Source organism: Streptomyces hazeniae (assembly GCF_031845485.1).
Lineage (GTDB): Bacteria > Actinomycetota > Actinomycetes > Streptomycetales > Streptomycetaceae > Streptomyces > Streptomyces hazeniae.
In genome coordinates, this window is record NZ_JAVREQ010000001.1 from 551,644 (window position 1) to 575,343 (window position 23,700).

The 23,700-nt window shown below is 74.0% G+C and carries 23 protein-coding genes; 14 read left to right on the forward strand and 9 right to left on the reverse strand.

Annotation, left to right across the window (positions count from 1 at the left end; all coding sequences use genetic code 11):
* Positions 1 to 58 precede the first annotated feature (58 nt).
* Together RM572_RS02585 and RM572_RS02590 are read left to right on the forward strand one after the other, a co-directional pair.
* Entirely contained in the window at positions 59 to 739 is a 681-nt protein-coding gene (locus RM572_RS02585) for a TetR/AcrR family transcriptional regulator (protein WP_037789922.1), read from the forward strand.
* A gap of 94 nt (positions 740 to 833) precedes the next feature.
* Positions 834 to 1,391 carry a Uma2 family endonuclease gene (locus tag RM572_RS02590; protein WP_311671597.1) on the forward strand — a complete coding sequence of 186 codons (558 nt, stop codon included), beginning with the start codon at positions 834 to 836 and terminating at the stop codon, positions 1,389 to 1,391.
* A 46-nt stretch (positions 1,392 to 1,437) separates the two neighbouring features.
* Here the strand turns inward: RM572_RS02590 and RM572_RS02595 are convergent, their stop codons facing one another.
* Complete coding sequence (locus tag RM572_RS02595; RefSeq protein WP_311671598.1) at positions 1,438 to 2,457, reverse strand: hypothetical protein; 1,020 nt, start codon at positions 2,455 to 2,457, stop codon at positions 1,438 to 1,440.
* A gap of 118 nt (positions 2,458 to 2,575) precedes the next feature.
* Between RM572_RS02595 and RM572_RS02600 the strand changes: the two genes are divergently transcribed.
* From RM572_RS02600 to RM572_RS02610, 3 genes are read left to right on the forward strand one after another with little or no spacing between them, the layout of a single operon-like run.
* Positions 2,576 to 3,388: an SDR family NAD(P)-dependent oxidoreductase gene (locus tag RM572_RS02600; protein WP_311671599.1), complete on the forward strand. Its 813-nt coding sequence runs from the start codon at positions 2,576 to 2,578 to the stop codon at positions 3,386 to 3,388.
* Positions 3,385 to 4,692 carry a glycosyltransferase gene (locus RM572_RS02605; RefSeq protein ID WP_311671600.1) on the forward strand — a complete coding sequence of 436 codons (1,308 nt, stop codon included), beginning with the start codon at positions 3,385 to 3,387 and terminating at the stop codon, positions 4,690 to 4,692. Before RM572_RS02600 ends, RM572_RS02605 begins: the two co-directional genes overlap by 4 nt.
* Positions 4,686 to 5,567, forward strand: coding sequence for a DMT family transporter (locus RM572_RS02610; protein ID WP_311671601.1), 882 nt, complete (start codon positions 4,686 to 4,688; stop codon positions 5,565 to 5,567). Before RM572_RS02605 ends, RM572_RS02610 begins: the two co-directional genes overlap by 7 nt.
* A 64-nt stretch (positions 5,568 to 5,631) precedes the next feature.
* On the opposite strand, the gene RM572_RS02615 is transcribed toward RM572_RS02610, so the two are convergent.
* On the reverse strand, positions 5,632 to 6,966 hold the full coding sequence (locus RM572_RS02615) for a 3-deoxy-7-phosphoheptulonate synthase (protein ID WP_311671602.1): 1,335 nt from the start codon (positions 6,964 to 6,966) through the stop codon (positions 5,632 to 5,634).
* A 290-nt stretch (positions 6,967 to 7,256) separates the two neighbouring features.
* On the opposite strand from RM572_RS02615, the gene RM572_RS02620 reads away from it, so the two are divergent.
* Positions 7,257 to 7,694, forward strand: a complete 438-nt coding sequence (locus tag RM572_RS02620; protein ID WP_027763693.1) for a cold-shock protein — start codon at positions 7,257 to 7,259, stop codon at positions 7,692 to 7,694.
* Positions 7,695 to 7,709: 15 nt separating this feature from the next.
* Here RM572_RS02620 and RM572_RS02625 read toward each other — a convergent pair whose 3' ends face one another.
* Complete coding sequence (locus RM572_RS02625) at positions 7,710 to 8,501, reverse strand: helix-turn-helix transcriptional regulator (RefSeq protein ID WP_311671603.1); 792 nt, start codon at positions 8,499 to 8,501, stop codon at positions 7,710 to 7,712.
* 770 nt (positions 8,502 to 9,271) lie between these two features.
* Between RM572_RS02625 and RM572_RS02630 the strand changes: the two genes are divergently transcribed.
* The 3 genes from RM572_RS02630 to RM572_RS02640 all read left to right on the forward strand — a co-directional run bounded on the left by RM572_RS02630 (position 9,272) and on the right by RM572_RS02640 (position 12,402).
* Positions 9,272 to 10,132 (forward strand): 1,4-dihydroxy-6-naphthoate synthase, encoded by an 861-nt coding sequence (locus tag RM572_RS02630; RefSeq protein WP_311671604.1) that lies wholly within the window; start codon positions 9,272 to 9,274, stop codon positions 10,130 to 10,132.
* Between the two features lie 104 nt (positions 10,133 to 10,236).
* A complete protein-coding gene (locus tag RM572_RS02635; protein ID WP_311671605.1) occupies positions 10,237 to 11,457 on the forward strand; it encodes an NAD(P)/FAD-dependent oxidoreductase in 1,221 nt (406 codons plus the stop codon).
* Positions 11,458 to 11,466: 9 nt separating this feature from the next.
* Positions 11,467 to 12,402, forward strand: coding sequence for a sigma-70 family RNA polymerase sigma factor (locus tag RM572_RS02640; RefSeq protein WP_311671606.1), 936 nt, complete (start codon positions 11,467 to 11,469; stop codon positions 12,400 to 12,402).
* A 37-nt stretch (positions 12,403 to 12,439) separates the two neighbouring features.
* On the opposite strand, the gene RM572_RS02645 is transcribed toward RM572_RS02640, so the two are convergent.
* From RM572_RS02645 to RM572_RS02655, 3 genes are read right to left on the reverse strand one after another with little or no spacing between them, the layout of a single operon-like run.
* On the reverse strand, positions 12,440 to 13,459 hold the full coding sequence (locus RM572_RS02645) for a Gfo/Idh/MocA family protein (RefSeq protein ID WP_311671607.1): 1,020 nt from the start codon (positions 13,457 to 13,459) through the stop codon (positions 12,440 to 12,442).
* A gap of 15 nt (positions 13,460 to 13,474) precedes the next feature.
* Complete coding sequence (gene rfbH, locus RM572_RS02650) at positions 13,475 to 14,785, reverse strand: lipopolysaccharide biosynthesis protein RfbH (RefSeq protein WP_027763698.1); 1,311 nt, start codon at positions 14,783 to 14,785, stop codon at positions 13,475 to 13,477.
* A complete protein-coding gene (locus tag RM572_RS02655; protein WP_311671608.1) occupies positions 14,778 to 15,806 on the reverse strand; it encodes an NAD-dependent epimerase/dehydratase family protein in 1,029 nt (342 codons plus the stop codon). The genes rfbH and RM572_RS02655 overlap by 8 nt, the downstream gene beginning before the upstream one ends.
* Positions 15,807 to 16,037: 231 nt before the next feature.
* Between RM572_RS02655 and RM572_RS02660 the strand changes: the two genes are divergently transcribed.
* Complete coding sequence (locus RM572_RS02660; RefSeq protein WP_311671609.1) at positions 16,038 to 17,297, forward strand: activator-dependent family glycosyltransferase; 1,260 nt, start codon at positions 16,038 to 16,040, stop codon at positions 17,295 to 17,297.
* Between the two features lie 62 nt (positions 17,298 to 17,359).
* Here the strand turns inward: RM572_RS02660 and RM572_RS02665 are convergent, their stop codons facing one another.
* Both RM572_RS02665 and RM572_RS02670 read right to left on the reverse strand, forming a co-directional pair.
* On the reverse strand, positions 17,360 to 18,010 hold the full coding sequence (locus RM572_RS02665; protein WP_027763700.1) for a response regulator transcription factor: 651 nt from the start codon (positions 18,008 to 18,010) through the stop codon (positions 17,360 to 17,362).
* A 5-nt stretch (positions 18,011 to 18,015) separates the two neighbouring features.
* Positions 18,016 to 19,221: a sensor histidine kinase gene (locus tag RM572_RS02670; protein WP_311671610.1), complete on the reverse strand. Its 1,206-nt coding sequence runs from the start codon at positions 19,219 to 19,221 to the stop codon at positions 18,016 to 18,018.
* A 168-nt stretch (positions 19,222 to 19,389) separates the two neighbouring features.
* On the opposite strand from RM572_RS02670, the gene RM572_RS02675 reads away from it, so the two are divergent.
* The 3 genes from RM572_RS02675 to RM572_RS02685 are packed head-to-tail and all read left to right on the forward strand — an operon-like array spanning position 19,390 to position 21,712.
* Complete coding sequence (locus RM572_RS02675; protein WP_311671611.1) at positions 19,390 to 19,905, forward strand: YceI family protein; 516 nt, start codon at positions 19,390 to 19,392, stop codon at positions 19,903 to 19,905.
* Complete coding sequence (locus tag RM572_RS02680) at positions 19,890 to 20,906, forward strand: ABC transporter ATP-binding protein (protein WP_311671612.1); 1,017 nt, start codon at positions 19,890 to 19,892, stop codon at positions 20,904 to 20,906. The genes RM572_RS02675 and RM572_RS02680 overlap by 16 nt, the downstream gene beginning before the upstream one ends.
* Complete coding sequence (locus RM572_RS02685) at positions 20,903 to 21,712, forward strand: ABC transporter permease (protein ID WP_311671613.1); 810 nt, start codon at positions 20,903 to 20,905, stop codon at positions 21,710 to 21,712. The genes RM572_RS02680 and RM572_RS02685 overlap by 4 nt, the downstream gene beginning before the upstream one ends.
* Before the next feature lie 120 nt (positions 21,713 to 21,832).
* Here RM572_RS02685 and RM572_RS02690 read toward each other — a convergent pair whose 3' ends face one another.
* On the reverse strand, positions 21,833 to 22,795 hold the full coding sequence (locus RM572_RS02690) for a helix-turn-helix transcriptional regulator (RefSeq protein WP_311671614.1): 963 nt from the start codon (positions 22,793 to 22,795) through the stop codon (positions 21,833 to 21,835).
* Positions 22,796 to 22,939: 144 nt separating this feature from the next.
* On the opposite strand from RM572_RS02690, the gene RM572_RS02695 reads away from it, so the two are divergent.
* A complete protein-coding gene (locus tag RM572_RS02695; RefSeq protein ID WP_311671615.1) occupies positions 22,940 to 23,629 on the forward strand; it encodes an alpha/beta fold hydrolase in 690 nt (229 codons plus the stop codon).
* Positions 23,630 to 23,700: the final 71 nt, after the last annotated feature.

Here is a 23,700-nt window from a genome sequence, read left to right on the forward strand (position 1 = left end):
CGGTCACCGGCCCCCGGGCGGCGCCCGGCCCGCCGCCAAGAGCGAGCAGACCCGCACCCTGATCCTGGAGACCGCGCTGCGGCTCTTCCGGGAGAAGGGGTACGACCGGACCACCATGCGGGCCATCGCACGGGAGGCCGGGGTCTCCACCGGCAACGCGTACTACTACTTCGGCTCCAAGGAGCACCTGGTACAGGGCTTCTACGACCGCATCGCCGCGGAACACCAGGCCGCCGTACGCCCGGTGCTGGACCGGGAGCGGGAACTGGAGCCCCGCCTCGCCGGGGTGTTCCAGGCGTGGCTCGACGTCGCGGAGCCGTACCACGAGTTCGCGGCGCAGTTCTTCAAGAACGCCGCGGACCCCGACAGTCCGCTCAGCCCGTTCTCCCCCGAGTCGGAGCCGGCCCGGGAGGCGGCCATCGACGTCCACCGGGAGACGCTCGCCGGCTCGACGGCAAAGGTGGCACCCGAACTGCGGGGCCCCGTGCCGGAGATGATGTGGCTGTCGCAGATGGGACTCGTCCTCTACTGGGTCTTCGACCGCTCCGAGGGCCGCGTCCGCACCCGTCGCCTCGCGGACCGCAGCGCGCGCCTCACCGCCCGCGGCGTCTCCCTGTCCCGCTTCCGCCTCCTGCGTCCCCTGGTCCGCGACGTGCACGAGCTGTTCACCGACTTCCTCCCCGGCATGACGCACGGGAAGCCCGCCGCCACCGGCGACGCCGCTCCACCGAAAGAGTGACCCTGCGCTCAGGGTCACCCACGGTGAGCTACTCCTGGGCGGCCATCGGACGTCTCGGTACCCGTGGGACCACCCGTCCAGGGAGAAGGCGCAGGTGAGCGTGACCGACGCCGAGATCAGCCTCGCGGAGTTCGAGTCCCTCGAGAAGGCGGCGCCCGACAGCCTGCATGTCGAGTTCATCGGGGGAAGGATTCACGTGACACCGGCACCTGACGGTGACCACTCGGAAGCTTCTCGCACCGTGGCCTCGCAGATCATCTCCCGCCGCCCCGACCTCTGGCTGTACGAGAAACGCGGCCTCGCGGTCCCCGCTCACCGGGCGGGCCGTGCCCGGGTCGACGGCGCAGTGGCGCCCGTGGGGTATTTCCGCGGGCAGCCGTCCTGGGCGGACCCGACCGGCGTCCTGATGGTGGTGGAGACGACGTCGGGATGCGAGGCGGACGCCCGGGTCGACCGCGTCGACAAGCGGGACGCCTACGCGCAAGCGGGACTCCCCGTCTGCCTTCTCGTGGATCGCCACCGGGCCGGGGCCGTGGTGCACTGGTCCCCGGCGGCCGGGCGCTACCAGCACCAGTCGCGAGCAGCCTTCGGCACCACGCTGCGGCTCCCCGGCCCCTTCGACTTCGACCTCGACACGGCGGAGTTCGCCTGACCCGGAGCGCCGGCGACGCCTGCCGGTTCGGGGGCCGTCGAGTGGTTCAGCGTGTGCGCGGGCCGGAGCGGCGACGGTCGGCTTCGCGGGTGGCGCGATCGGCGCTGCGGCGGGCGGCGCGGGCGCCGCGGGAGGCGTCCTGGGCCCGGGTGTGGGCGTCGCGTTCGGCGTCGGCGGCGGCTTGCTGTTCGCGTTCGGCGTCGCGGAGTTCGTCACGGGCGGCGGTCAGGCGCCGGTCGGCCGCCGTGCTGCGCTCCTTCGCACGGGCCAGCGCGTCGTCGGCGGCGACGCGTTCCTCCTCGGCCCTGCGGGCCTCCTCGGCGGCTTCCCCGGCCGCTTGCTCCGCCGCACGACGGGCCTCGTCGGCCTCCTCCTCCCGCCGACGGCGCCGGTCGCGGGCGCGGTCGAGGTCGGCGACCTTCGCAGGGCGCTCCTTCGCAGAGCGCTCCTTGGTGGAACGCTCTTTCGCGGGACGCGTGGACGTCCGGGCCGGGGCACGGCCCGGCCCGGCGGCCGGGAGACCGGTGGAGGAGAAGTCGGTCGGCGGGGTCAGGGACGTGGCAAGGTGGCCGGCGGACCACTGGTCGGCGGCATCCGGGTCGGCGAGAACCGCCTGGAGCGTCTGCTCGACCTCGCGCCGGGCTCCTTCGCCGAGGGACTGGCCGGAGGCGGCGGCGGAGTCCAGGGCGCTGCGGGCGAGGGCCCGGATCAGCTCCCGCTGGGTACGGGCCAGTTCGCGGAGCCGGCCTCCGTCGAGGTCCTGGTAGGCGCGGCGCAGCTGCTCGCCGAGGGCCAGGAAGCGTGCCGTCTCCTCGGCGTGCTCGCGGACCAGCAGGTTCGCGGCCCAGGCGGCGAGGGTGGGCCGGCGGAGGGCGGAGATGCGGGTGGCGAGGTCGCGGTCGCCCGCGCGCCGGGCCTCGCGGGCGCGGGCGTCCCGGGTCGCGGTGAAGGCGGAGGGGCGGAGGGCGTAGAGCTCGTCCGCGACGGCTTCCAGGTTCACGGTCGGTCGTACCTCGCCGGTGGGGCGGTGTCGCGGGCCGTGCGGGCGGCGGCCGACGACGGGCATGCGCCGACGGTAGCCCGGCTCGGCGCGGCGCACATCTCGGCGGCACGCCGATGCCCGGGCGGGGCGACACGCGCGAGCACGCGGCGCGGACGGACGAAACGGGGCATACCGTGAACGCATGGCGGGCGTACCCAGCGGCGTGGCACTGATCACCGGCGGCTCCAGCGGAGTCGGCCTCGCGGCCGCCCGCGCCTTCGCCCGGCGCGGGCGCCCCACCGTCCTCGTCGCCCGGCGCTCGGGTCCCCTCGAAGCCGCCGCCGCGGAGCTCCGCACCCACGCCCCCTGCACACCGGTCGCCCTGGACCTGGCCGCCGACGACGGCACCGTCGAGAAGGAGCTCACCCGGCTGGCCGAGGAGTTCGGTCCCGTCGAGGTCCTGGTCAACTGCGCGGGCCACGGCATGTACGTGCCGTTCCTCGAACTGGACCCGGCCGAGGCCCGGCGGCTGTTCCAGGTGCACTGGTTCTCCCCCGCCGCCGCCGTGCGCGCCGTGCTGCCGGGCATGCTGGCGCGCGGGCGCGGCCACGTCGTGAACGTCGCCTCCGTGTCGGCGAAGTCCGGTCCGTGGGGCCACAGCGCGTACGCCGCCGCCAAGGCCGCCCTGACGACGCTGACGGAGTCGCTGGCCGCCGAGTACGGGGGCCGGGGCGTGCACTTCGGCGTGGTGCATCCCGGGCTGGTGGACACGCCGTTCTTCGGGGCGCCGGATCTGGCGCCGCTGCGGGCGCGCACCGCCCGTCGGATGATCCGGCCGGAACGCGTGGGCCTGGCGGTGGCCGACCTGGTGGAGCGCCCGCGCGCGGAGGTGTGCGTCCCGCGGCACTACCGGGTGCTGGACGTGCTGCGCGCCGTGAGTCCGGGTGCGCTCGGCCGCCTGGTCGCCCGGCAGAGCGCGCCGGGCCGGGCCGCGGCCCGCGGGCGCCGCCCGTGACCGCCCGGTACGCGCGGCCGTCGGTGGCGGTGCTGGTGGAGCTGGTGCGCGGGCCGGACGCCGGGGGCCACGTGAAGTGCTGGGAGCGCTTCGCCGAGGCGGCGGCCGGCATGGCGCCGCCGGACCTCCGTGCGGACCTGACCCTCTACGTGCTGGGCCCCCGGGAACGGGTCGAACGCCTCTCCCCCGCCGTGCGGTTCGTGTCGCTGCCGCCGGTGCTGAGCACCGCCCCGCTGATGCGGGTCAGCGGCGGCGCGGACGTCAGCGACCTGACGCCGTTCCACCCCCGGCTGGCGCGGCTGCTGCCCGGGCACGACGTCTGGCACCTCACGCACGTCTTCGGCTTCGCTGCCACGGCCGTACGTCTCGCACAGGCGCGCCGACGCTCGCACCGGCTCGGCCGTACGCCCGGGCGGGCCGCCCCGCCCGGCCTGGTGGGGTCCGTGCACACCGACGTGCCCGCGCTGGCCGCCGCCTACCTGCACGCCCTGACCGGCCCGTACCGGCTGCCCGGCACGGTGGCCGCCGGGCTGGTGCGGCACCGCCGGGACAGGCTGCTGCACGCCTGCGACCGGGTGCTGGTCGCCACGCCCGAGCAGCGCGGCGAGATCGCGGCGGCCGTGCCGGGCCACCGCGTCGGGCTGCTGGACCGGGGCGTGGACCACGAACGGTTCCGGCCCGACCCGGAGGCGCGCCGGGCGCTGGCCGAGCGGTACGGCGTCCCGGAGGACCGGCCCGCGGTGCTGTTCTCCGGCCGCGTGGATGCCTCCAAGCGGGTGCTGGTACTGGCGGACGCGCTGCGGCGACTGCGCGCGGACGGCACGCCCGCGCACCTGGTGGTGGCGGGCACCGGGCCCGACGAGGCCGTGCTGCGCGACCTGCTCGGACCGGACGTGAGCCTGCTCGGACCGGTGGCACAGCGGGAACTCGCCCGGGTGTACGGAGGGTGCGACGTGTTCGCCTTCCCCTCCCGGTCGGAGACCGTCGGGAACGCGGTGGGCGAGGCGATGGCCAGTCACCTGCCGGTGCTGCTGCCCGCCGGGGCACGGACCACGCGGTGGCTGGCGCGACCGGGTGAGGACGGCCTGGTGGTGGCGGCGGACGACGCCCCGGGATGGGCGGAGGCACTGCGCCCGCTGCTGGAGCGGCCGGAGCTGCGGGCGGCGCTGGGCGAGGCGGCCGGTGCGACGGCGCGCGGCCGGCACCGCTCCTGGCGTCGGGTGCTGGCCGAGGACCTGCTGCCGGTCTGGCACGCGGTCGCGCCCCACGACGCGTACGAGGCGGGCGGGACCGGCCGATGCTGATCGCGATCCTCGGTTCGCTGTGCGCGGCCGCCTTGTTCGCCGTCGCCGGGGTCCTCCAGCAGCGTGCGGCGACCGGCGAACCGGACCACGAGGCGATGTCGTACCGGCTGCTGACCCACCTGGCCCGCAGGCCGCTGTGGCTGGCGGGCATCGGCTGCGCGATCGGTGCCTACGGCTTCCAGTCCGTGGCCCTCGCCCACGGCCCGCTGGCCCTCGTGCAGCCGCTGATCGTGACCGAACTGCTCTTCGCCATCCCGCTGTCGGTCCGGCTGTACGGCACCCGGCTGCGGGGCCGGGAGTGGCTGGGCGCGGTGGCGGTGGCGGCGGGGCTGGCCGTCGCGATGGCGGCAGCCGCGCCGCAGCGGTCGGAGCCGGTGGCCGGGCCGCAGGAGTGGACGCTGGCCATGACGGCGGCGGCCGCCGCGACGACGCTGGTGCTGTTCCTCAGCCGCCGCATGAGCGGCCCGGCCCGCGCCTCGGTGATGGCGGCCGCGGCGGGCATCGTGATGGGCACCCAGTCGGTGCTGCTCGCCACGACGGTGTCCAAGTTCCAGGTGGGCGTGGACGAGGTGGTGACGTCGTGGCAGACGTACCTGCTGGTCGTGGCGAGCATCCTGGGACTGCTGCTGATCCAGAGTGCGTTCCAGGCGGGGCCGCTGTCGGCGAGCATGCCGGTCATCGACACCGTCGAACCGGTGGTCGCGGTCGCCTGCGGCGTGACGCTGTTCGACGAGTCGGTGCGCGGCGACCCGCTCGCGGTCGCGGTCGCGCTGCTGGGCGGGGCGCTGCTGCTGACCGGCATCTGGCTGCTGGACACCTCGCCGATGCTGCGGGCGCTGCACGAGCGCGCGCACCGGGAGCAGACCGCCCGTTGAGCCGGCCCGGGCCGCGCCCGACGGGCCGGGGTGCCCGACTCCGGCCGGCATGAGGCGTCGGGCGTCAGCGGCAGCCGTCGCGGTAGGCCTGGGCCACCAGGAAGGCGAGGTCCAGCGCACCGGCCCGGGTGAGGCAGGGGGTCGGCGGAAGGCTCATCACCCGGTCGGGCGCGGGGTGGCGCTGCAGGCCGCGGTCCTCCGGACCGCCGATCTCCCGGCCGGTCAGCTCGACGTGGAGTCCGCCCGGGTGGGTGCCCAGTGCGCGGTGCACCTCGAAGAAGGCGGTCACCTCGTCCAGCACGTCGTCGAAGGTGCGGGGTCCGGGCGGGCCGCCGTCGGCGCCGAGGGGGACGCCGGGGTGCATGGCGTCGCAGATCCAGGCGGCCCGGTGCCCCTGCGCGGTGACCTTCTCGATGACGGCCGGCAGGGTGTCGCGCACCGCGTCCGCGCCCATCCGGACCACGAAGGTGAGGCGGCCCGGTTCTCTTTCCGGGTCGAACCGGTCCAGGTGGGCCGACGCCTCGTCCGGTCCGCAGCCGGGGCCGAGCGCGATGCCGATCGGGTTGCGGATGCGGGCGAGGTGGTCGACGAACGCGCCGTCCAGCTCACCCGTCCGCTCCCCGATCCACACGAAGTGGCTCGCCGTGCTGTACGGCTCGCCGGCCCGCGAGTCGATGCGGGTGAGCTCCTTCTCGTAGACGGGCTGCCGCGCCTCGTGGGAGGCGAAGAACTCGACGTCGGCCGGGCCCGCGGAGCCGGGACCGCAGGCGTCCATGAAGTCCAGCGCGCGGCCCAGCTGCGCGCTGAGGGGCTCGTATCCGGCCCGGGAGGGCGAGGCGGCGACGAACTCCCGGTTCCACGCGTGCACCTGGCGCAGTCCGGCGTAGCCGCCGGAGGCGAAGGCGCGGACGAGGTTCAGCGCGGCGGCGGCGGTCTGGTAGCGCGCCACCAGCCGCCGCGGGTCGGTGAAGTGCGCGATGCGGCTGACCTTCACCACCGGCACGGACGTGGCGTAGGTGAGCAGTGCCGACATCTGCATCATCGTGCGCAGGGTGTCCCGGATGGCGTCGGCGGTCTCCCGCCCGTACGTCTTCGCGTGCAGGCCGCCCTGGAGGACGAAGGCCTCGCCGCGGGCGACCCGGGCCAGACGCTCCCTCAGGAGGTCGCACTCCCCGGCGAACACCAGGGGCGGCAGTGCACGCAGCTCCGCGGCGTCCGCGTGCGCCGCGCCGCCGGGAGCCGGGCCGCCGTGCGGAGCGTCAGCGGACGGCGCGTCGTCGTGTGGCGCGTCGTGGTGCGGTGTGCGGGCTCGTGGCACGTCGGCGAGGGGCCGCGCGGTTCCGGGCCCGCCGGAGCGTTGCCGGACCGGACGTTCCCGCCGCGTCTCGATGTCGGTCATATCCATCCATCAGCTACATGGCCTGTACGCGTCCGGCCACCGGGTCTCCCGCGTCCCGGGGGAGTCCGACGGTAGGGCGTGCCGGGCCGGGCGGTCCCCACCGCACCGGGTCACTAAGAGAACTGCCAGAGGCGCCGTGCGCGCTGCGGCAACCCGGCCGTGCGCGGAGGTCGGCCGGTTGCCCGGTGGCCCGACCTGCGGCTACGTTGCGGGCTCCCGCGGCGACCGTGCACGTCGTTCGCGCGGGGCAGTGACGTGGTGACGGGTTTTCGGTCTTCGGGGAGCGGGGCATGGCGCAGGGCATCGTGGTGCGTTTCGACGACGCCAAGGGGTACGGCTTCATCACGCCGGACGGCGGCGGCGAGGACGTCTTCGTCCACGTCAACGAGCTGAGCCCGCCCGGGGCCTCGGTCTCCTGCGGAACCCGCGTGGAGTTCGCCGTGGTGGACGGCGAGCGCGGGCTCAAGGCGTTCGACGTCCACGTGGTCGGCGCGCCGCCCGCCGGTGCCGCCCCACCCGCCGCTCCTGCCGCCGGCCGGGGCGTACCGGCCGGCGGCAGGAGCGTGGAGGGCGGCGAGGAGACCTGCGAGGTGTTCGGCCGCGAGGAGTTCACCCGGATCGCCACGGAGATGCTGCTCTCCGCCGGCCCGGACCTGACCGCCAGGCAGGTCCTGGAGGTGCGCCGGGCGCTGGTCCGGTTCGCGGAGGAACACGGCTGGGTCGACTGACCCCGGTCGTCCGGGTCAGGAGGTCGCGCGGCGGCGCTCGGCGGCCGGCTGGCGCGTGCGCTCGGAGCCGTTGCGGTCGGTGCGGATGTAGTCCGGGAGCACCTTGGGCGGCCAGCAGCCGATGCTGAACATGCCCATGGAATATGCCTTCGCTGCCAGGGCGGTGCGGTTGGGCACCTTGAACTGCCGCAGCAGAATGCTGACGTGGTATTCGATTCCCTGCCGGCTCAGGAAGAGTTTCGCGGCGAGGCGCACGGTCGGATCGCCGGCGGCGACGCCTTCCAGGACCTTCGCGGTGAGCGGCGTCAGCTTCCGCTGCGACCCCACCGGCGGGGCCGGCGGCTCCTCGGTCTTCTCCGGGGTGAACTGCACCAGGATCATGGTGCCGCGGCCGTTGTCGTCGTCCACCGGAAAGGCGGTCAGCTTTCCGGCGACGGCCGTGTCGTTGAACCACATCGCGATCGACCGGCCCACGAGCCGGGCGTGGTGGCCCTGCACCAGGCGGCCGAACTGGCGCATCAGGTGCTGGCGCACGCTGGGGTGCAGGAAGTCGGCGAAGCTGCGCTCCGCGATGTCGTCCCGGCCGCGGCCGCACTGGGTGAGGAACGCGCTGTTCACGGCACGCACCCGCAGCGTCGGGTCGAGGACCGCGAGGCCGATGCCGGAGCGCTCGAAGAGGGAGAGCACCGCGTCGCCGTACTCGTCGCTGCGGAGCTCGGCGTCGGTGACGGCGGACGCCGCCGGGCGGGCGGCGGGCGGGGCGTCGTCCACCGGGCCGGCCTGCCGGGGAATGAACGGCTTTCGCACGGCCGTGGCATTCTGCTGGGCGAAACCGTTCACACTGAATTCAGATTCCGGAACGGCAATCACCTCACCGGCGTACTGAAGTTCTCTGCCTGCGCCATCCTTGGTCAACGCCATGTGAGTCGCACCTTCCCCGATCAGGTTCCTCAATGAACGCCGGGGAGTCTAAGGAGACCCCTCAGGAGGGTCAACGGACGTCGAGGGCGACCGCAGCGCCGTGACCTGCGGCTAGGGGTGCCGGAATCCCGGTGCGACCTGCCGGGGTTCATCTTCTCCCCGGACCGCTGTCCACTTTTCCCGCAGAACGCGGAGGGGTTTTCTAGGGGACCCCTGTCCGGGGCACCCCTATACGGGGGCGACCTAGGGGGACCCCCGGGACGGGTGTGGCGGGATGTGCGTCCACCCGTACCCCGCGGCGGGAGCCGCATGCATCCTCGCGACCAGACTCACAGCCCCGGCACAGGGCCCCGACCTGGACCTCAGCACGGGCGGAGCCGCCGGCGCCCCCGCCCCGACCCACGCCCGGGCACGCGCCCTCAGATGCGTGCCGCGGTATCCCCCCTCCGCCACGGCGTGCACGCCGTCCTCGGGCTACCGCTCAGTACGCCAGGATGCCAGCGGCACGGACGGCCAGGCCCCTTTTCGCGGTCTCCCCGGTGGAGTCTGAGGAATTCATCAGTGCATTCGTGCACGTTTTTCCGTGCCTCTCACGCGGTGTGCGAGTCGTGCTCGACTGCTGCGACACCTCAGCCGACGGAGAGGGAGATGCCGCCGTGAGCGGAGACGGCTCGGTTTCACTGGCCTACTCGCCGTGCCCGAACGACACGTTCGTCTTCCACGCCTGGACGGCGGGGCTGCTACCGGACGCACCACGGCCCGACGTCACCATCGCCGACATCGACGTCACCAACAGGCTGGCCGCCGAGGGCGGGCTGGACGTACTGAAGATCTCCTACGCGGCACTGCCCCACGTGCTCGACGAGTACGCCCTGCTGCCGTGCGGCGGCGCGCTCGGTCACGGGTGCGGGCCGCTGCTGCTCACGCGCGACGCGTGCGACCCGGCGGCGCTGGCCGGGAAGACCGTGGCGATCCCCACCGAGCGGTCCACCGCCTACCTGCTGTTCCGCCTCTGGGCGGAACAGGCCCTGCCGGGCCACGAGGTGCGGACGGTGGTGATGCCGTTCCACGCGATCATGCCGGCCGTACGGGACGGCGAGGTGGACGCCGGACTGGTCATCCACGAGGCGCGGTTCACCTTCCACGAGTTCGGGCTGCACCGGCTGGTGGATCTCGGCGAAGCATGGGAGGCGCGCAGCGGCCTGCCCATCCCGCTGGGGGCGATCGTCGCCCGGCGCGCCCTGGGTGCGGAGCGGATCGCGGCCGTGACGGAGGCGGTGCGGGCGTCGGTACGGCACGCGTGGGCGGACCCGGAGGCGTCGCGCGCATACGTGCAGCAGCACGCGCAGGAGATGAAGCCCGAGGTGCAGGAACAGCACATCGGGCTGTACGTCAACGCCTACACGGAGGACCTGGGCCCGAAGGGCTTCGAGGCGGTGCGCGAACTACTCGGACGCGCCGCGGAGTTCGGGGCGGTGCCCCGCTTCGACCCCGCCGCGCTGATCCGGGGGGCCTGAGCAGCCCCCACCCCCCAAGTGTGACGCGCGTCACATGCTGCTCCTGTCAGCAATCGGTCCGCCGCCCCGTTCAAGGGGCACGCGAACGAGACAGGAGCCACGCCATGAAGCACCGCATCGTCGTTCTCGGCGCCGGATACGCCGGGGCCTTCGCCGCCGGGAACCTGGCACGCCGGCTCTCTCCGGCGGACACCGAGATCACCGTCGTCAACGCCGCGCCCGAGTTCGTCGAGCGGATGCGGCTCCACCAGTACGCGAGCGGCCAGGACCTCGCCTTCCGGGCGCTCGCGGACGTCTTCGCGGGGACCGGGGTGCGATTGCGTCTGGCGCGCGTCATCGGCGTCGACCCGGAGCGCCGCACGGTCGCCGTCGCAGCGGAGGACGGTCCCGACGGCTCGCACGGCTCGGATGCCCCGGACGGCGCCCTGTCCTACGACACGCTGCTCTACGCGCTCGGCAGCTCCGTGGCCCACCACGACGTCCCCGGCGTGGCCGAGCACGCCTTCGACGTGACCGGCCTGTCCTCGGCGCGGCGGCTGCGGGAGCGCCTGGCCGGCGTGGGCCGGGGCGGCGGCGTGCTGGTCGTCGGCGAGGGTCTGACCGGCATCGAGACCGCGACCGAGTTCGCCGAGTCACGGCCCGACCTGTCCGTCGCGCTCGCCGCCCGCGGCGAGCTGGGCGCCTGGCTCTCCCCGAGGGCCCGCCGTCACCTGCGCCGGGCCTTCGACCGGCTCGGCGTCACCGTGCACGAGCACACCGCCGTCGCAGCCGTGGAGCCTGACCGTGCACTCACCGCCGACGGGCGTTCCCTGCCCGCCGACGTGACGGTGTGGTCGGCCGGCTTCGCCGTGCACCCGGTCGCGGCCGCGAGCGGACTGGAGGTCGCCGGGACCGGTCAGATCGTCGTCGACCGCACCATGCGCTCGGTCTCGCACCCGGACGTCTACGCCGCCGGCGACTGCGCCTACGCGATCGGCGACAACGGCCGGCCGCTGCCCATGTCCTGCGCCTCCGCCGGCTTCACGAACATGCAGGCGACCGCCGCGATCATCGCGCGCCTGACGGGTGGCGAGGTCCCGGCCACCGGACTGAAGTACTACGGCAACCACATCAGCCTCGGACGGCGGGACGCGCTGTTCCAGATGGTCGACGGGAGCGTCCGGTCGAAGTCCTGGTACCTGGGCGGCCGGACCGCCGCGCGGCTCAAGTCGGGCGTGCTCACGGGGGCCGGATGGGGCATCGCCCACCCGACCTTCGGCATGCCGAAGCGCAGGCGCCGGCTGGCCACAGCGCCGCAACGGGCCGGTGCGAGGGTCGCCGCCTAGGCTTTCCGCGTGGACACCGCAGCCCTCGAACGCTTCGAGGCCGGCCGGGCCCGGCTGGCCTCGCTGGCGTACCGCCTGCTCGGCTCGGCCGCCGACGCCGAGGACGCCGTGCAGGACGCGTTCCTGCGCTGGCAGGCCGCGGACCGGGAACGCATCGAGGTGCCGGAGGCGTGGCTGACCAAAGTCGTCACCCACCTCTGCCTCGACCGGCTCCGCTCGGCGCGGGCGCGCCACGAGCAGCCGGCCGGGGACCGGCTGCCCGAGCCGCTCCTGGAGGGCGACCCGATGCTCGGCCCGGCCGACACCTTCGCGCAGCGCGAGTCGGTGTCCCTGGCCGTGCTGACCCTCATGGAACGCCTCTCACCCGTCGAGCGGGCCGCCTACGTGCTGCGCGAGGCCTTCGCGTACCCGCACGCCGAGATCGCCGGCATCCTCGACGTCTCCGAGTCCGCCAGCCAGCAGCACGTCCACCGGGCCCGGCGCCACCTCGCCGCCGAGCGGCGCGGCGGCGAGGTGGACCCCCACGCGGCGCGGCGGATCGTCGAGGAGTTCCTGGCCGCCGCCACGTCCGGGCGCACCGAACGGCTGGTGGCGATGCTCACCGCCGACGTCACCGCGGTCTCGGACGGCGCCGGACTCGCCCGGCGGCCGCTGCGCCACACCACGCGCGAGCGCGTCGCCTCCCACCTGCGGGCCGGGTTCCGGCCCACTCCGGCGAAGCGGCGGCTGGCCGGCGGCTCCCCCGCGCTGTACATCGCGCCGGTCAACGGTTCCCCGGCGGTCGTCGCCGTGGTCGACGGGCGGGTCGTGGGCGCCGTGGCGTTCGACGTCAGGGACGGCAAGGTCGCGTCCGTGCACGGCGTCGCCGCCGCGGCCCGGCTCACGCGCCTCGACGCGGCCTGGCGACGGCACGACGCGGGCGCGCCGGTCATCGACTCCTGGTGACCGGCGGCGGCCCGTGCCGGCGGTTCCGGTGCGGCGCTCAGCGCGTGGACGCGCGCAGCACGGCCTCCATCACGGTGGCCTGCCGGACGGCGTCCTGCGCGTGGTGACGGTGCGCGACGGGCTCCCGGCACGCCGCGGCGAACGCGGTGAAGGTGCGCTGGAACTGGTCGGCCGCCGCCAGCACCCGTTCCTCCCGCACGTCGCCGCGCTGCAGGCGCAGCACCGGACGGGTGTCCGGCCTGGGGTTGAACGCCCAGTCCAGTTCGACGCGTCCCTCGCTGCCCCAGAGCGCGTACGTGTTGCGGTAGGAGTGCTCCAGCCCGAAGTCGCACTGCGCGGTGAGCCCCGCGCCGTCGGCGAGCAGCGCCGAGCCGGCGACGTCCACGCCGCTGGCGGGGTCGGTCCGCAGGTGTGCGCCGAGGACGCGCAGGTCGTCGCCGAGGTGCAGCAGCGCCGCGCGCAGCGGGTAGCAGCCGTTCTCCCGCAGGGTGCCGCCGGCGAGTTCGGGGCGGTAGCGGATCAGGTCGCCGCCGCCGCGCGGTATGCCGAGCGAGGCGGTGAACGTCTGCGGCGTGCCGATCGCCCCGTCGGCGACGAGCTTGCGGACCTCGTCGTGCTGGGGGTGGCAGAGGAAGGTGAAGTTCTCCATGAACGCCAGGCCGCGCGCCTCGGCGAGGCCGGCGAGGCGCCGGGCCGCTTCCGCGTCGACCGTGAGGGACTTCTCCACCAGCACGTGCTTGCCGGCCCGCAGCGCGGCCTCCGCCCACTCCTCGTGCAGCGCGTTGGGCAGCGGGACGTAGACGGCCTCGACGTCGTCCCGCTCCAGCAGGCGCGGGTAGGAGTCGACCGCCTCGCAGTCGAAGCGGTCGGCGAAGCGGCCCGCCTTCTCGGCGCTGCGGCTGGCGACGGCGACGAGCCGCAGCCCGTCGCAGCGTTGCACGGCGGGGAGCGCGTTCCGCCAGGCGATGTCGGCGGCGCCGAGGACGCCCACTCCGATCGGACGCGTACCGGTCCGGTCGCCGGCTCTGTGCGGTTCGGACGAGTCCCGTGCTGCCATGCGTGCGCCTGCCCCTCAGTCGTGCTTGGCGACGAACTCGCGGAGGGAGTCCGTCATGTAGTCGATCATCTCGGTGGTGATGCCGGGATAGACGCCGATCCAGAAGGTCCGCTCGGTGATGATGTCGCTGTTGGTCAGCTCGCCGCTGACCCGGTAGTTCTCGTTCTTGTAGGCGGGGTGCCGCAGGAGGTTGCCGGCGAACAGCAGGCGCGTGCCGATGCGGCGGTCGTTGAGGAACTGGATCAGCTCCCCGCGCGCGAACTTCGCCTCGTCGGTGAGGGTGATGACGAAGCCGAACCAGCTCGGGTCGCTGCCCGGGGTGGCCTCCGGCAGCAGCAGGCCGGGCACGCCCTCCAGCCGCTCGCGCATGCGCCGCCAGTTGCGCTTGCGGGCGGCCACGAAGTCGTCGAGCTTGGCGAGCTGGGTGAGGCCCAGCGCGGCCTGGATGTCGGTGGACTTCAGGTTGTACCCGACGTGCGAGAAGATGTACTTGTGGTCGTACCCGTGGGGCAGGTCGCCCATCTGATACGAGTAGCGCTTGAGGCACTTGTTGTCCTCGCCCGGCTCGCACCAGCAGTCGCGGCCCCAGTCGCGCATCGACTCGGTGATGCGGGCCAGTTCCAGGGTGTTGCTGAGGACGCAGCCGCCCTCGCCCATGGTCAGGTGGTGCGCCGGGTAGAAGCTGACCGTCGAGTAGTCGCCGAAGGTTCCGGTGGTCTTCCCCTTGTAGGTGGAGGCCACGGCGTCGCAGTTGTCCTCGATGAGGAACAGGTCGCGTTCCGCGCACAGTTCGGCGATCTCGGCGGCGGGGAACGGGTTGCCCATCGTGTGGGCGATCATCACGGCCCGGGTGCGCGGCGTGATCGCCTGCTCGATGCGCTCCAGCGTGGTGTTGTAGGTGGCCAGGTCGACGTCCACGAAGACCGGCACCGCGCCGCACTGGAGGATCGGGTTGACCGTGGTGGGGAAGCTCGCCGCGACGGTGATGACCTCGTCGCCGGGACGCAGCCGGCGGTCCTCGAGTTCGGGGACGGTGAGCGAGGCGAGGGCGAGGAGGTTCGCGGACGACCCGGAGTTGGTCAGGTGCGCCTTGCGGACCCCGATAGTCTTGGCGAAGCGGCGCTCGAAGAGCAGCGCCTTCGCGCCGGAGGCGATCTTCATCTCCAGGGCCTGCTCGACGAGCGCGGCGCGGTCGTCCTCGTCGAGGACGGCGCCGGAGGGCAGGATCGGCGTGACTCCGGGGCGGAACTCCTGCGCGGACGCGTCCCGGTCGCGGTGCAGCTTCCGCGTCTGCTCGAGGATGGACTGCACGTCCGTGTCAGCCATGAATGCTCTCTCCGTCCACTGCGAGGTTCGAGGTCGTGATCAGGGGTGCGGGCGACGCGTCGGGCCGCCCGGGGACGGTGTCCCACAGGGCCGTGAGGGCGTCGGCGAGGGTGTGGTGCGGGGACCAGCCGAGTGCGCGGCGGGCGAGGGACACGTCCAGCGGCTGTTCGCCGATGCCCGCGTCGCGTCGGGCGTGCCCGCCGTCGTCGGGGACGGGGCTGCGCAGGACGGCGGCGGTCGTGCCGGTGACGCGGATCAGGGTGTCCACGGCCTCGGTGAGCGGGACGCCGGTCCCGGAGCCGATGTTGACGACCGGCGGGACGCGCGGCGCGTCGGCGGCGCGGCGCACGGCGTCGGCGACGTCCCGGACGTCGACGATCTCGCGGACACCGGCGAGCGGCGGCAGCCGCAGTTCGCGGGGCTGTTCCGCGATGCGGCGGGCGAGCGAGCCGAGGAGGCTGTCCGGCGGGGCGTACGGTCCGGCGGACATGGCGATGCGCAGCACGGTCGCGTCGATCCGGCCGTCGGCGACGGCGTCGGTGAGGACCCGGGTGCCGGCCAGTTTGGTACGGGCGTAACGGCTGGTGGGACGCTCCGGGAGGTCCTCGGTGAGCGGCCTTCCGGTGCTCTGGCCGCCGTACTCGTAGGCGGAGCCGATGTGGACCAGCCGGGCGGGCTCGGGGAGTTTCGCGACGGCGTCGACGAGGCGCCGGACCAGGGTCACGTTGCCCTCGGTGAGCTGTTCGTCGGTGACGTTCCACAGCGCGCCCGCGGTGTTGACGACCAGCGTGGGGCGTTCGGCTTCGAGCAGAGCGAGGAGCGCGGACGCGTCGGAACGCAGCAGGTCCAGCCGTACGGTGCGGCAGCCCGGCGGCAGGCCGGAAGCGGTGCGGCGTACGACGGCGGCGACGGACCAGCCGCGCGCGGACAGCGCCTCGCAGACGTTGCGGCCGACGAACCCGGCGGCGCCGAGCACCACCGCGGTCGGCGGCTCACGGTCCGCGGGACTGACTGCACGCATGAGCGGCCCTTCTCGATCGGTCGGCCGAAGGGCGGGCCGACGTCGTCCGGGCGGCCCCGCCGGGCGTCACTATTCCTGCGGGCGCAGCGCGGGGACACCCGTGCCGGTGGTCGGCAGGGGAACTCTGGGTGTTTCCCCCGAGTCGCACGTCACGCGCCCGCGGCCCCCCGGCGGCGCCCCGAACCTGGTGGGGCACCGGCCCGTCCGCCCACCCTGGAGTGCACTGTGCGCGTGTTGTTCGCGACCATCCCGGAGAAGTCGCACCTGTACTGCATGACGCCGCTGGCCTGGGCGATGCGCGCCGCGGGCCACGAGGTGCGCATCGCCAGCTGCGTGGAGTTCGTCGACGTCATCGCGCGCACCGGCATGACGGCGGTGGCCGTGGGCACCAACGACGGCATCACCGAGGCGATGACCGCCCACCGGGAGACCCAGGTCGAGGAGAAGGTCAGCTTCAACGAGCTGGACCCGGCGAAGCTGAACTACCAGGACGAGCTGGCCCGGGTCACGCTCGCGGCCTACGGCTCGGCGATGTACAACGAGCCGATGATGGAGGGCCTGGTGGACTTCGCCCGGTCCTGGCGGCCGGACCTGGTGGTGTGGGACCCGCTGACCTACTCGGGCCCGATCGCCGCCGGCGTCGTCGGCGCCGCCCATGCCCGGTCGCTGTGCTTCGCCGACGTGTGGACGATGAAGCGGCAGCTCTTCCTGAAGCTGCACGAGCAGGCGCCGCCGGAGGAGCGGCACGACCAGATGGCCGAGTGGCTGGGCGAGCGGGCGGAGCAGTTCGGCGGCGTCTTCACCGAGGAGTTCACCACGGGGCAGCTGACCCTGGACCCCCTGCCGGACAGCCTGGGCATCGACACGCACGCGCGGCGCACGCCGGTGCGCTTCGTGCCGTACAACGGTCCGGCGGTGGTGCCGGACTGGCTGAGCACCCCGCCGGAGCGCCCGCGGGTGTGCATGAGCCTGGGGGCGTCCAACACCGAGCGGTACGGCGGCGACTTCGTGTCGAAGAACGACATTCTCTCCGCGGTGGCCGAACTGGACGTCGAGGTGGTCGCGGCCCTGCTGCCCGCCCAGGTGCGGGAGGTCGGCACCATGCCGGACAACGTGCGGGTGGTGGAGTCGGTGCCGCTGCACGCGCTGCTGCCCAGCTGCTCGGCGCTGATCCACCACGGCGGCTTCGGCTCCTACGCCAACGCACTGGTGTACGGCGTGCCGCAGATGACCGTCACCACCACGGTCGCCGACCAGATCTACCGCGGCGAGGGCCTGGAGCGGCAGGGCGCCGGGCTCCTGCTGGAGCGCAGCCAGGTCACGCCGGAGAAGGTGCGTGACGGGATCGCCCGGATGCTGGCGGACGACGGGTTCCGGCGGAACGCGGACCGGCTGCGCGAGGAGGCGGTCTCCCGTCCGTCGCCGGGCGCGGTCGTGCCGGTCCTGGAGCGGCTGGTGGAGGAGCGGCGCACCGCCCCTTGGACCGTCTGACGGTGTGACGCCCGCGAGACCTCCGGCCCCGGCCGGGGCCGGAGTCGTTCGGGCCCCGGCCCTCAGGGATGGGCGACGCCCGCCTCGTGGGCGATGAGTCCGGCCTGGGTGCGGTTGCGGCACTCCAGTTTGTCCAGCATCCGCGAGACGTAGCCCTTGATGGTGGCCTCCGACAGATACAGCCGGGAGGCGATCTGCGCGTTGGACATGCCCTCCCCGAGGCAGGCCAGCACCTCGACCTCGCGTTCGGTGAGCGCCTCGACGAGTTTCCGGGCCCGGTCGCGGGCGGACAGCCCGTCGGTGGAGGCGGCCACCAGGCGACGGGCGGCGGCCGCGGACAGCACGGTGTGGCCCTCGGCGGCCACCCGCACCAGCCCGATCAGGTCCTCCGGGGGCGTGGACTTCACCAGGAAGCCGGCGGCGCCCGCGCGCAGCGCCCGCATCACGTAGTGGTCGGCGTCGAAGGTCGTCAGCACCACGACGGCGGGCGGGTCGGGGAGCTTCCCGATGCGTTCGATGGCGGTCAGGCCGTCCACGCCGGGCATCCGCAGGTCCATCAGCACCACGTCCGGCCTGCTGCGCTGCACCGCCTCTACGCCGGCGGCGCCGTCGTGCGCCTCGTCGACCACCTCGATGTCCTCGGCGGAGCCGAGGATGGTGCGCAGGAACACGCACACCATCGGCTCGTCGTCGACCACCACCACCCGGACCATGCCCGTCACACCGCCGATTCCGCAGTCGGTACGTACGCGGGCAGCGTGGCCTCCACGCAGAACCCGCCGTCGGGAGCGCTTCCGGCGCGCAGCGTGCCGCGCAGCACCTCGACGCGCTGCCGCAGGTTGACGATGCCCAGGCCGGAGCCGGTCCGCACCAGTTCCCTGCTGGGACGCGCGGTGGGCGGCGTGTTGTGCACGGCGATACGCACCTGCGACTCCTCGTAGTGGACGCGCACCTCGACCTTCGCGCCGGGTGCGTGCTTGTGCGCGTTGGTCAGCGCCTCCCGCACGATGCGGTACGCGGTGCGGCCGACCACGGGCGAGGCCAGCCCCGGGTCGCCCTCCTCCAGCAGTTCGGCGTCGACCCCCGCGCCCGCCGACTCGGCGACCAGCGTGGGCAGCCCGGCCACCGACGGCGACCCGTCGCCCTCGGGCTCGGTGCGCAGGATGCCGACCAGGTCGCGCAGTTCGTCCAGCGCCTGGCAGCCGGCCTGCCGCAGGTCCTCGGCGGCCTGCCGGGTCGCCTCGTCCGTCGCGGTCATCCGCAGCGCTCCCGCCTGGAGCGCCATCAGGCTGACGCGGTGCGTCACCACGTCGTGCATCTCTCCGGCCAGCCGGGCGCGCTCCTCGGCGCGGGCCCGTTCGGCGAGCAGGTGGCGTTCGCGTTCGGCCCGCTCGGCGCGCTCGGTGAGGGCCAGCACGAGCTTCCTGCGGGCCTCGAAGTACAGCGCGAGCAGCGGGCCGACGGCGGTGCGCAGCAGGCCGATGGTCAGCACCGTCCAGGACGGCTGCCAGGGCCGCATCACGATCAGGGTGAACACGGCGAGCGCGACGAACGCGGCCCGCCGGTTCTGCTGGTAGAACAGCGGCCCGTACGCCGCGAGGACGGTGGCGAAGGGCGCCCACAGGTTGTTCTCGTGCGCCGGGGTCAGCGCCCCGAAGGGGTGGATGAGCAGCGTGATGGCCAGAGTGAAGGCGCCCAGCACCACCACCACGGCGATCGGCGCGCAGCGGCGTGCGGCGAGCGAGGCGCAGGCCAGTGCCTGGAGGCCGAGCATCGTCCAGGCCAGGGTGCCCGGCCGTTCCGGCCACCAGGTGGTGCCGGCCAGCGTCAGCACGGTGTCCAGCAGCACGAAGAACGCGGCGATCGCCGCGTCCACGACGGCCCAGTGGCGCAGGTGCCACGGCGCTTCGTCCCTGCTGGTCATGCGCAGCACGGTACGCCACTCGCGCGGCCGGGCACCCTACAGCGGACTTTCGCCGGGGCGGACCCTACGAAAGTCGCATGCGGCTTCCGCCTGGCGGACCGTTCGTCGCAGCGGGTCCCTCCCCTCCGCCCTGCCGCCGCACCCCCGGCACACGATGGAATGTGGGACATGGACGCGACACAGGACGACGTGACGGCGACCCCCGCACTGGGCAGGTACGCGATCGACACCGACGCTTCGACCATCCACTTCCGCAGCAGACACCTCTTCGGGCTGCTGCCGGTCAAGGGCACGTTCGCCGTCCGCAGCGGCACCGTGGACGTCGCCGAGCCGGTCGGCGAGTCGCGTGTCCGGGTGGAGGTCGACGCCACCAGCTTCCACACCGGCAACGACCACCGCGACGGCGACGTGAAGTCGTCGAAGTTCCTCGACACGGACACGCACCCCACCATGACGTTCGTCTCCGACCAGGTGGAGGGCACGCAGATCGTCGGCCGCCTGACCGCCTGCGGCGTGGAGCAGCCGGTGACGCTGCGGGTCGAGGAGTCGAAGACGACGGCCGCCGGGTTCACCGCCCGCGCCACCACCCGCGTGGACCGGACACAGTTCGGCGTGACCGGATCGCCGGGCATGGCCGGCCGCCATCTCGATCTGACCCTGGAGATCACGTGCGTTCGGTCGTAGTCGAGGACCTGCGCAAGTCGTACGGCTCGGTGCATGCCGTGCGGGGCGTCAGCTTCGACGTCGAGCAGGGCGAGATCTTCGCCCTGCTCGGCCCGAACGGCGCGGGCAAGTCCACCACCCTGGAGATCCTGGAGGGCTTCCGCAAGCGCGACTCCGGCACGGTCGAGGTGCTCGGCATGGACCCGGGAAGCCGCGCCGACGGCCGCGAGCTGCGCGAACGCATCGGTTTGGTGCTGCAGGACATCGCCGTCGAGCCGTACCTCACCGTGCGCGAGACGATCACCCGGGCCGCCGGCTACTACCGCACACCGCGCGACGTGGGCGAGGTCATCGAGCTGGTCGACCTGGCGGGCAAGGAGAAGCAGAAGGTCCGCAACCTCTCCGGCGGCCAGAAGCGGCGCCTGGACCTGGCGCTCGGCGTGATCGGCGACCCGGACCTGCTGTTCCTGGACGAGCCGACCACCGGTTTCGACCCCAACGCGCGGCGCGGCGCGTGGGAGCTGGTGCGCCGGCTGCGGGACACCGGCACCACCATCCTCCTCACCACGCACTACATGGAGGAGGCGCAGCAGCTCGCCGACCGGGTGGCGGTGATCGCCGCGGGCCGGATCGTGTCCGAGGGCACCCCGGCCACGCTCGGCGGGCGGGACAGCGCCAAGGCCCGCATCCGCTTCGCCCTCCCGGAGGGCTGCACGGCGGAGGACCTGCCGGTCGCGGACGCCGTCCTGGCCGAGGGCCTGGTCACCGTCGAGGCCGACGAGCCCACCGAGGCGCTGCACCGGCTGACCGGCTGGGCCCTGGACCGCGGCGCCGTCCTGGACCGGCTGAGCGTCGACCGCCCCAGCCTGGAGGACGTCTACCTGAGCCTCACCGGCGAGTCCGGCCCCGCTTCCGGGGACGAGCCCGCGGACGGGCCCGCGACGACGGACAGCGCGACGACGAAGAGCGCCGGGCGGAAGACGGGCTCGCCGGAGCCCGTCCTGGAAAGGAGTGCCCGATGAGCACCGCCGCTCCCCCGGCCCGGCCGGAAGCACCGGCCGCGCCACGCCGCGACAAGACCCTGCTGTGGCACCAGATCAAGTACGAGCAGCTGACGTTCTGGCGCAACCCGCAGAGCGCGTTCTTCACCTTCGTCTTCCCGATCGTGATCATCGCCATCTTCGGTGCGCTCTTCCGCGGCGGCAAGCCGAGTCCGTTCTACGACGGCCTGACGCCGCTGGAGTACTACGTGGCGACGATCGCCGCGCTCTCCGTGCTCAGCGCCTGCTACAGCCAGCTCGCGATCGTGCTCTCCACCCGCCGCCAGGACGGCATCCTCAAGCGGGTGCGGGCGACGCCGCTGCCGACCTGGATGTACTTCATGGGTCTGCTGGCCCACTGCATCATGGTGAGCGTCGTCGACATCCTGCTGGTCATCGGCATCGGCAACCTGTACGGCATGCCGCTGCCGAACGCCTCCCAGCTCCCCGCGATCACGGTGACGCTGGTGCTGGGCGCCGCGAGCTTCTGCGCCCTCGGCGTGGGCGTCGCCTCGCTGATCCGCAACGCGGAGGCGGCTCCGGCGGTGGTGCAGTTCGTGCTCTTCCCGCTGGTGTTCATCTCCGGGACGTACATCCCGATCCACTCCGACTGGCTGAACATCGTGGCCGGCGCACTGCCGGTGAAGCCGTTCAACGAGGCCCTGCTCGGCTCCATCTCCGGCGACGCGGCCTTCCCCTGGCAGAGCCTCGGCGTCCTCGCCCTGTGGGGCGCGCTGGGCGCGGTCGTCGCCATCCGCCGCTTCCGCTGGGACCCGAAGCCGGAGTGACCCGAGGGGCGTGCCGCCCCTCCCCCGATCCGCCGTGGCCCTGCGGCCCCCGACGCAGGGCCACGGCGCTCTCATGGCGGCCTCGCGTACGGCGCGCCGGCCGCCGCACGGCGCGCACGTTCAGGGCTCCTCCGTCAGGGCGGCGGTGAAGCGGGTGGCGACCTCGGCGACGGCGGCGCGGAGTTCGGGGCCGCCGTCGACGCGGAAGGCGAACGGCAGGGTCGCCAGCCACTCCTGGGCGTACATGGCGGGGTTGCCGGTGCTGCCGACGAGCACGCATCCGTCGCCCGACGGCTCCAGGCGGCCCATGGGCGGACGTATCCACGGCTCCACCTCGGCCGCCGGGGCGTCGAAGCGGACGCGGGTCGGGTACTCCCAGCCCGTGCCCAGGTGCTCCTCCAGGACGGCGACCGGGTCCAGCCCGGGGGGCGGTGCGAAGCCGTGCCCGGTCTGCCGTACCGCGCCGATCCGGTCGGCCCGGTAGGTGCGGACCGCGTCGGCGCGGTGGGAGTGGCACAGCAGGTACCAGCGGCCGTGGCGGACGACGACCGCCCAGGGGTCCACGTCGGCCTCCCACTCCCGGCCCGCCGCGCTGCGGTAGGCGATCCGCACCCGCCGTGCCGCGGCGACGGCGGCGACCAGCGCGCTGACGACGGCCGGGTCCGGGCGGGTGGAGTACCGGTCGGGCGCCACCGCGGCGTGGTCCCGCAACGCGGCCGCCTGCCGCCGCACGGACTCCGGCAGTGCGCGGAGGATCTTCCCGAGGGCGTCGCCGAGCAGGTTCTCCGCGTCGCCGGTCACGGGCCGGCCGTCGAGCACCGCCATGACCACCCCGACGGCCTCCGCCTCGGTGAAGACGACCGGCGGCAGCCGGGTGCCGCGGCCCAGCCGGTAGCCGCCGTGGGGGCCCCGGACCGAGGCGACGGGGATGCCGGCCTCGCGCAGGATGCCGACGTACCGGCGCGCCGCCCGCTCCGTCACCCCCAGCCGTTCGGCGAGGTCCCCGGCCGTCGTGCCGGGGCGGTCGCGGAGGATCTCCAGGGCACGCAGCGCCCGCGCGGTGGGGCTGAGGTCGGTGGGCACGCGAGCAGCGTAGGACGACCCCGGCGTGTACCGGAAGCAGAACGTCCGGAATCGGTTCTAGCGTGAGAGGCGCGCGGTCGGCGTCACTCGCCGCCGCGCATGCTCCGACTTCTGTGAGAACTTCCGCAAGAAAGAGATGCGCCCATGAGAATCCTGCTCATCGCCGGCCTGTGGCTCGACGGCTCCGCGTGGGACGAGGTGGTGCCCGCGCTGGAGTCGCACGGCCACCGGCCCGTGCCGCTGACGCTCCCGGGCCAGGGCGACGGCGCCTCGGGTGCCACGCTGGAGGACCAGCTGGCGGCGGTGCTCGCCGCCGTGGACGCCGAGGCGGACCGGCCGCTGGTGGTGGGGCATTCGGCGGCGTGCACCCTGGCCTGGCTGGCCGCCGACCGGCGGCCGGAGAAGGTCGCCGGGGTCGCCCTCGTCGGCGGCTTCCCGTCCGCCGACGGCGAGCAGTACGCCGCGTTCTTCGACCGGAAGGACGGCGTCATGGCGTTCCCCGGCTGGGGCCCGTTCGAGGGGCCGGACATCGCCGACCTCGACGAGGAGACCCTGCGCCGTGTCGCGCAGGGCGCGATCCCGGTACCGGAGGGGGTCGCCGAGGGCGTGGTGCGGCTGTCCGACCAGCGGCGGTTCGAGGTACCGGTCACGCTGGTGTGTCCCGAGTTCAGCCCCGCCGAGGCCCGGCAGGTGGTCGACGCCGGTGACGTGGCGGAACTCGCCGCGGCGCGGCACGTCGACTACGTCGACATCGACTCCGGTCACTGGCCGATGTTCAGCAAGCCGGCCGACCTCGCCCGGCTCCTCGCCGCCACGGCGGCCGACGCCGGCTGACCCGCCGCCGGGCGCCGGCCGGCGTCAGGCCGGCCGGCGCCACCCGGGGACGTGCACGCTGCTCGTGACGG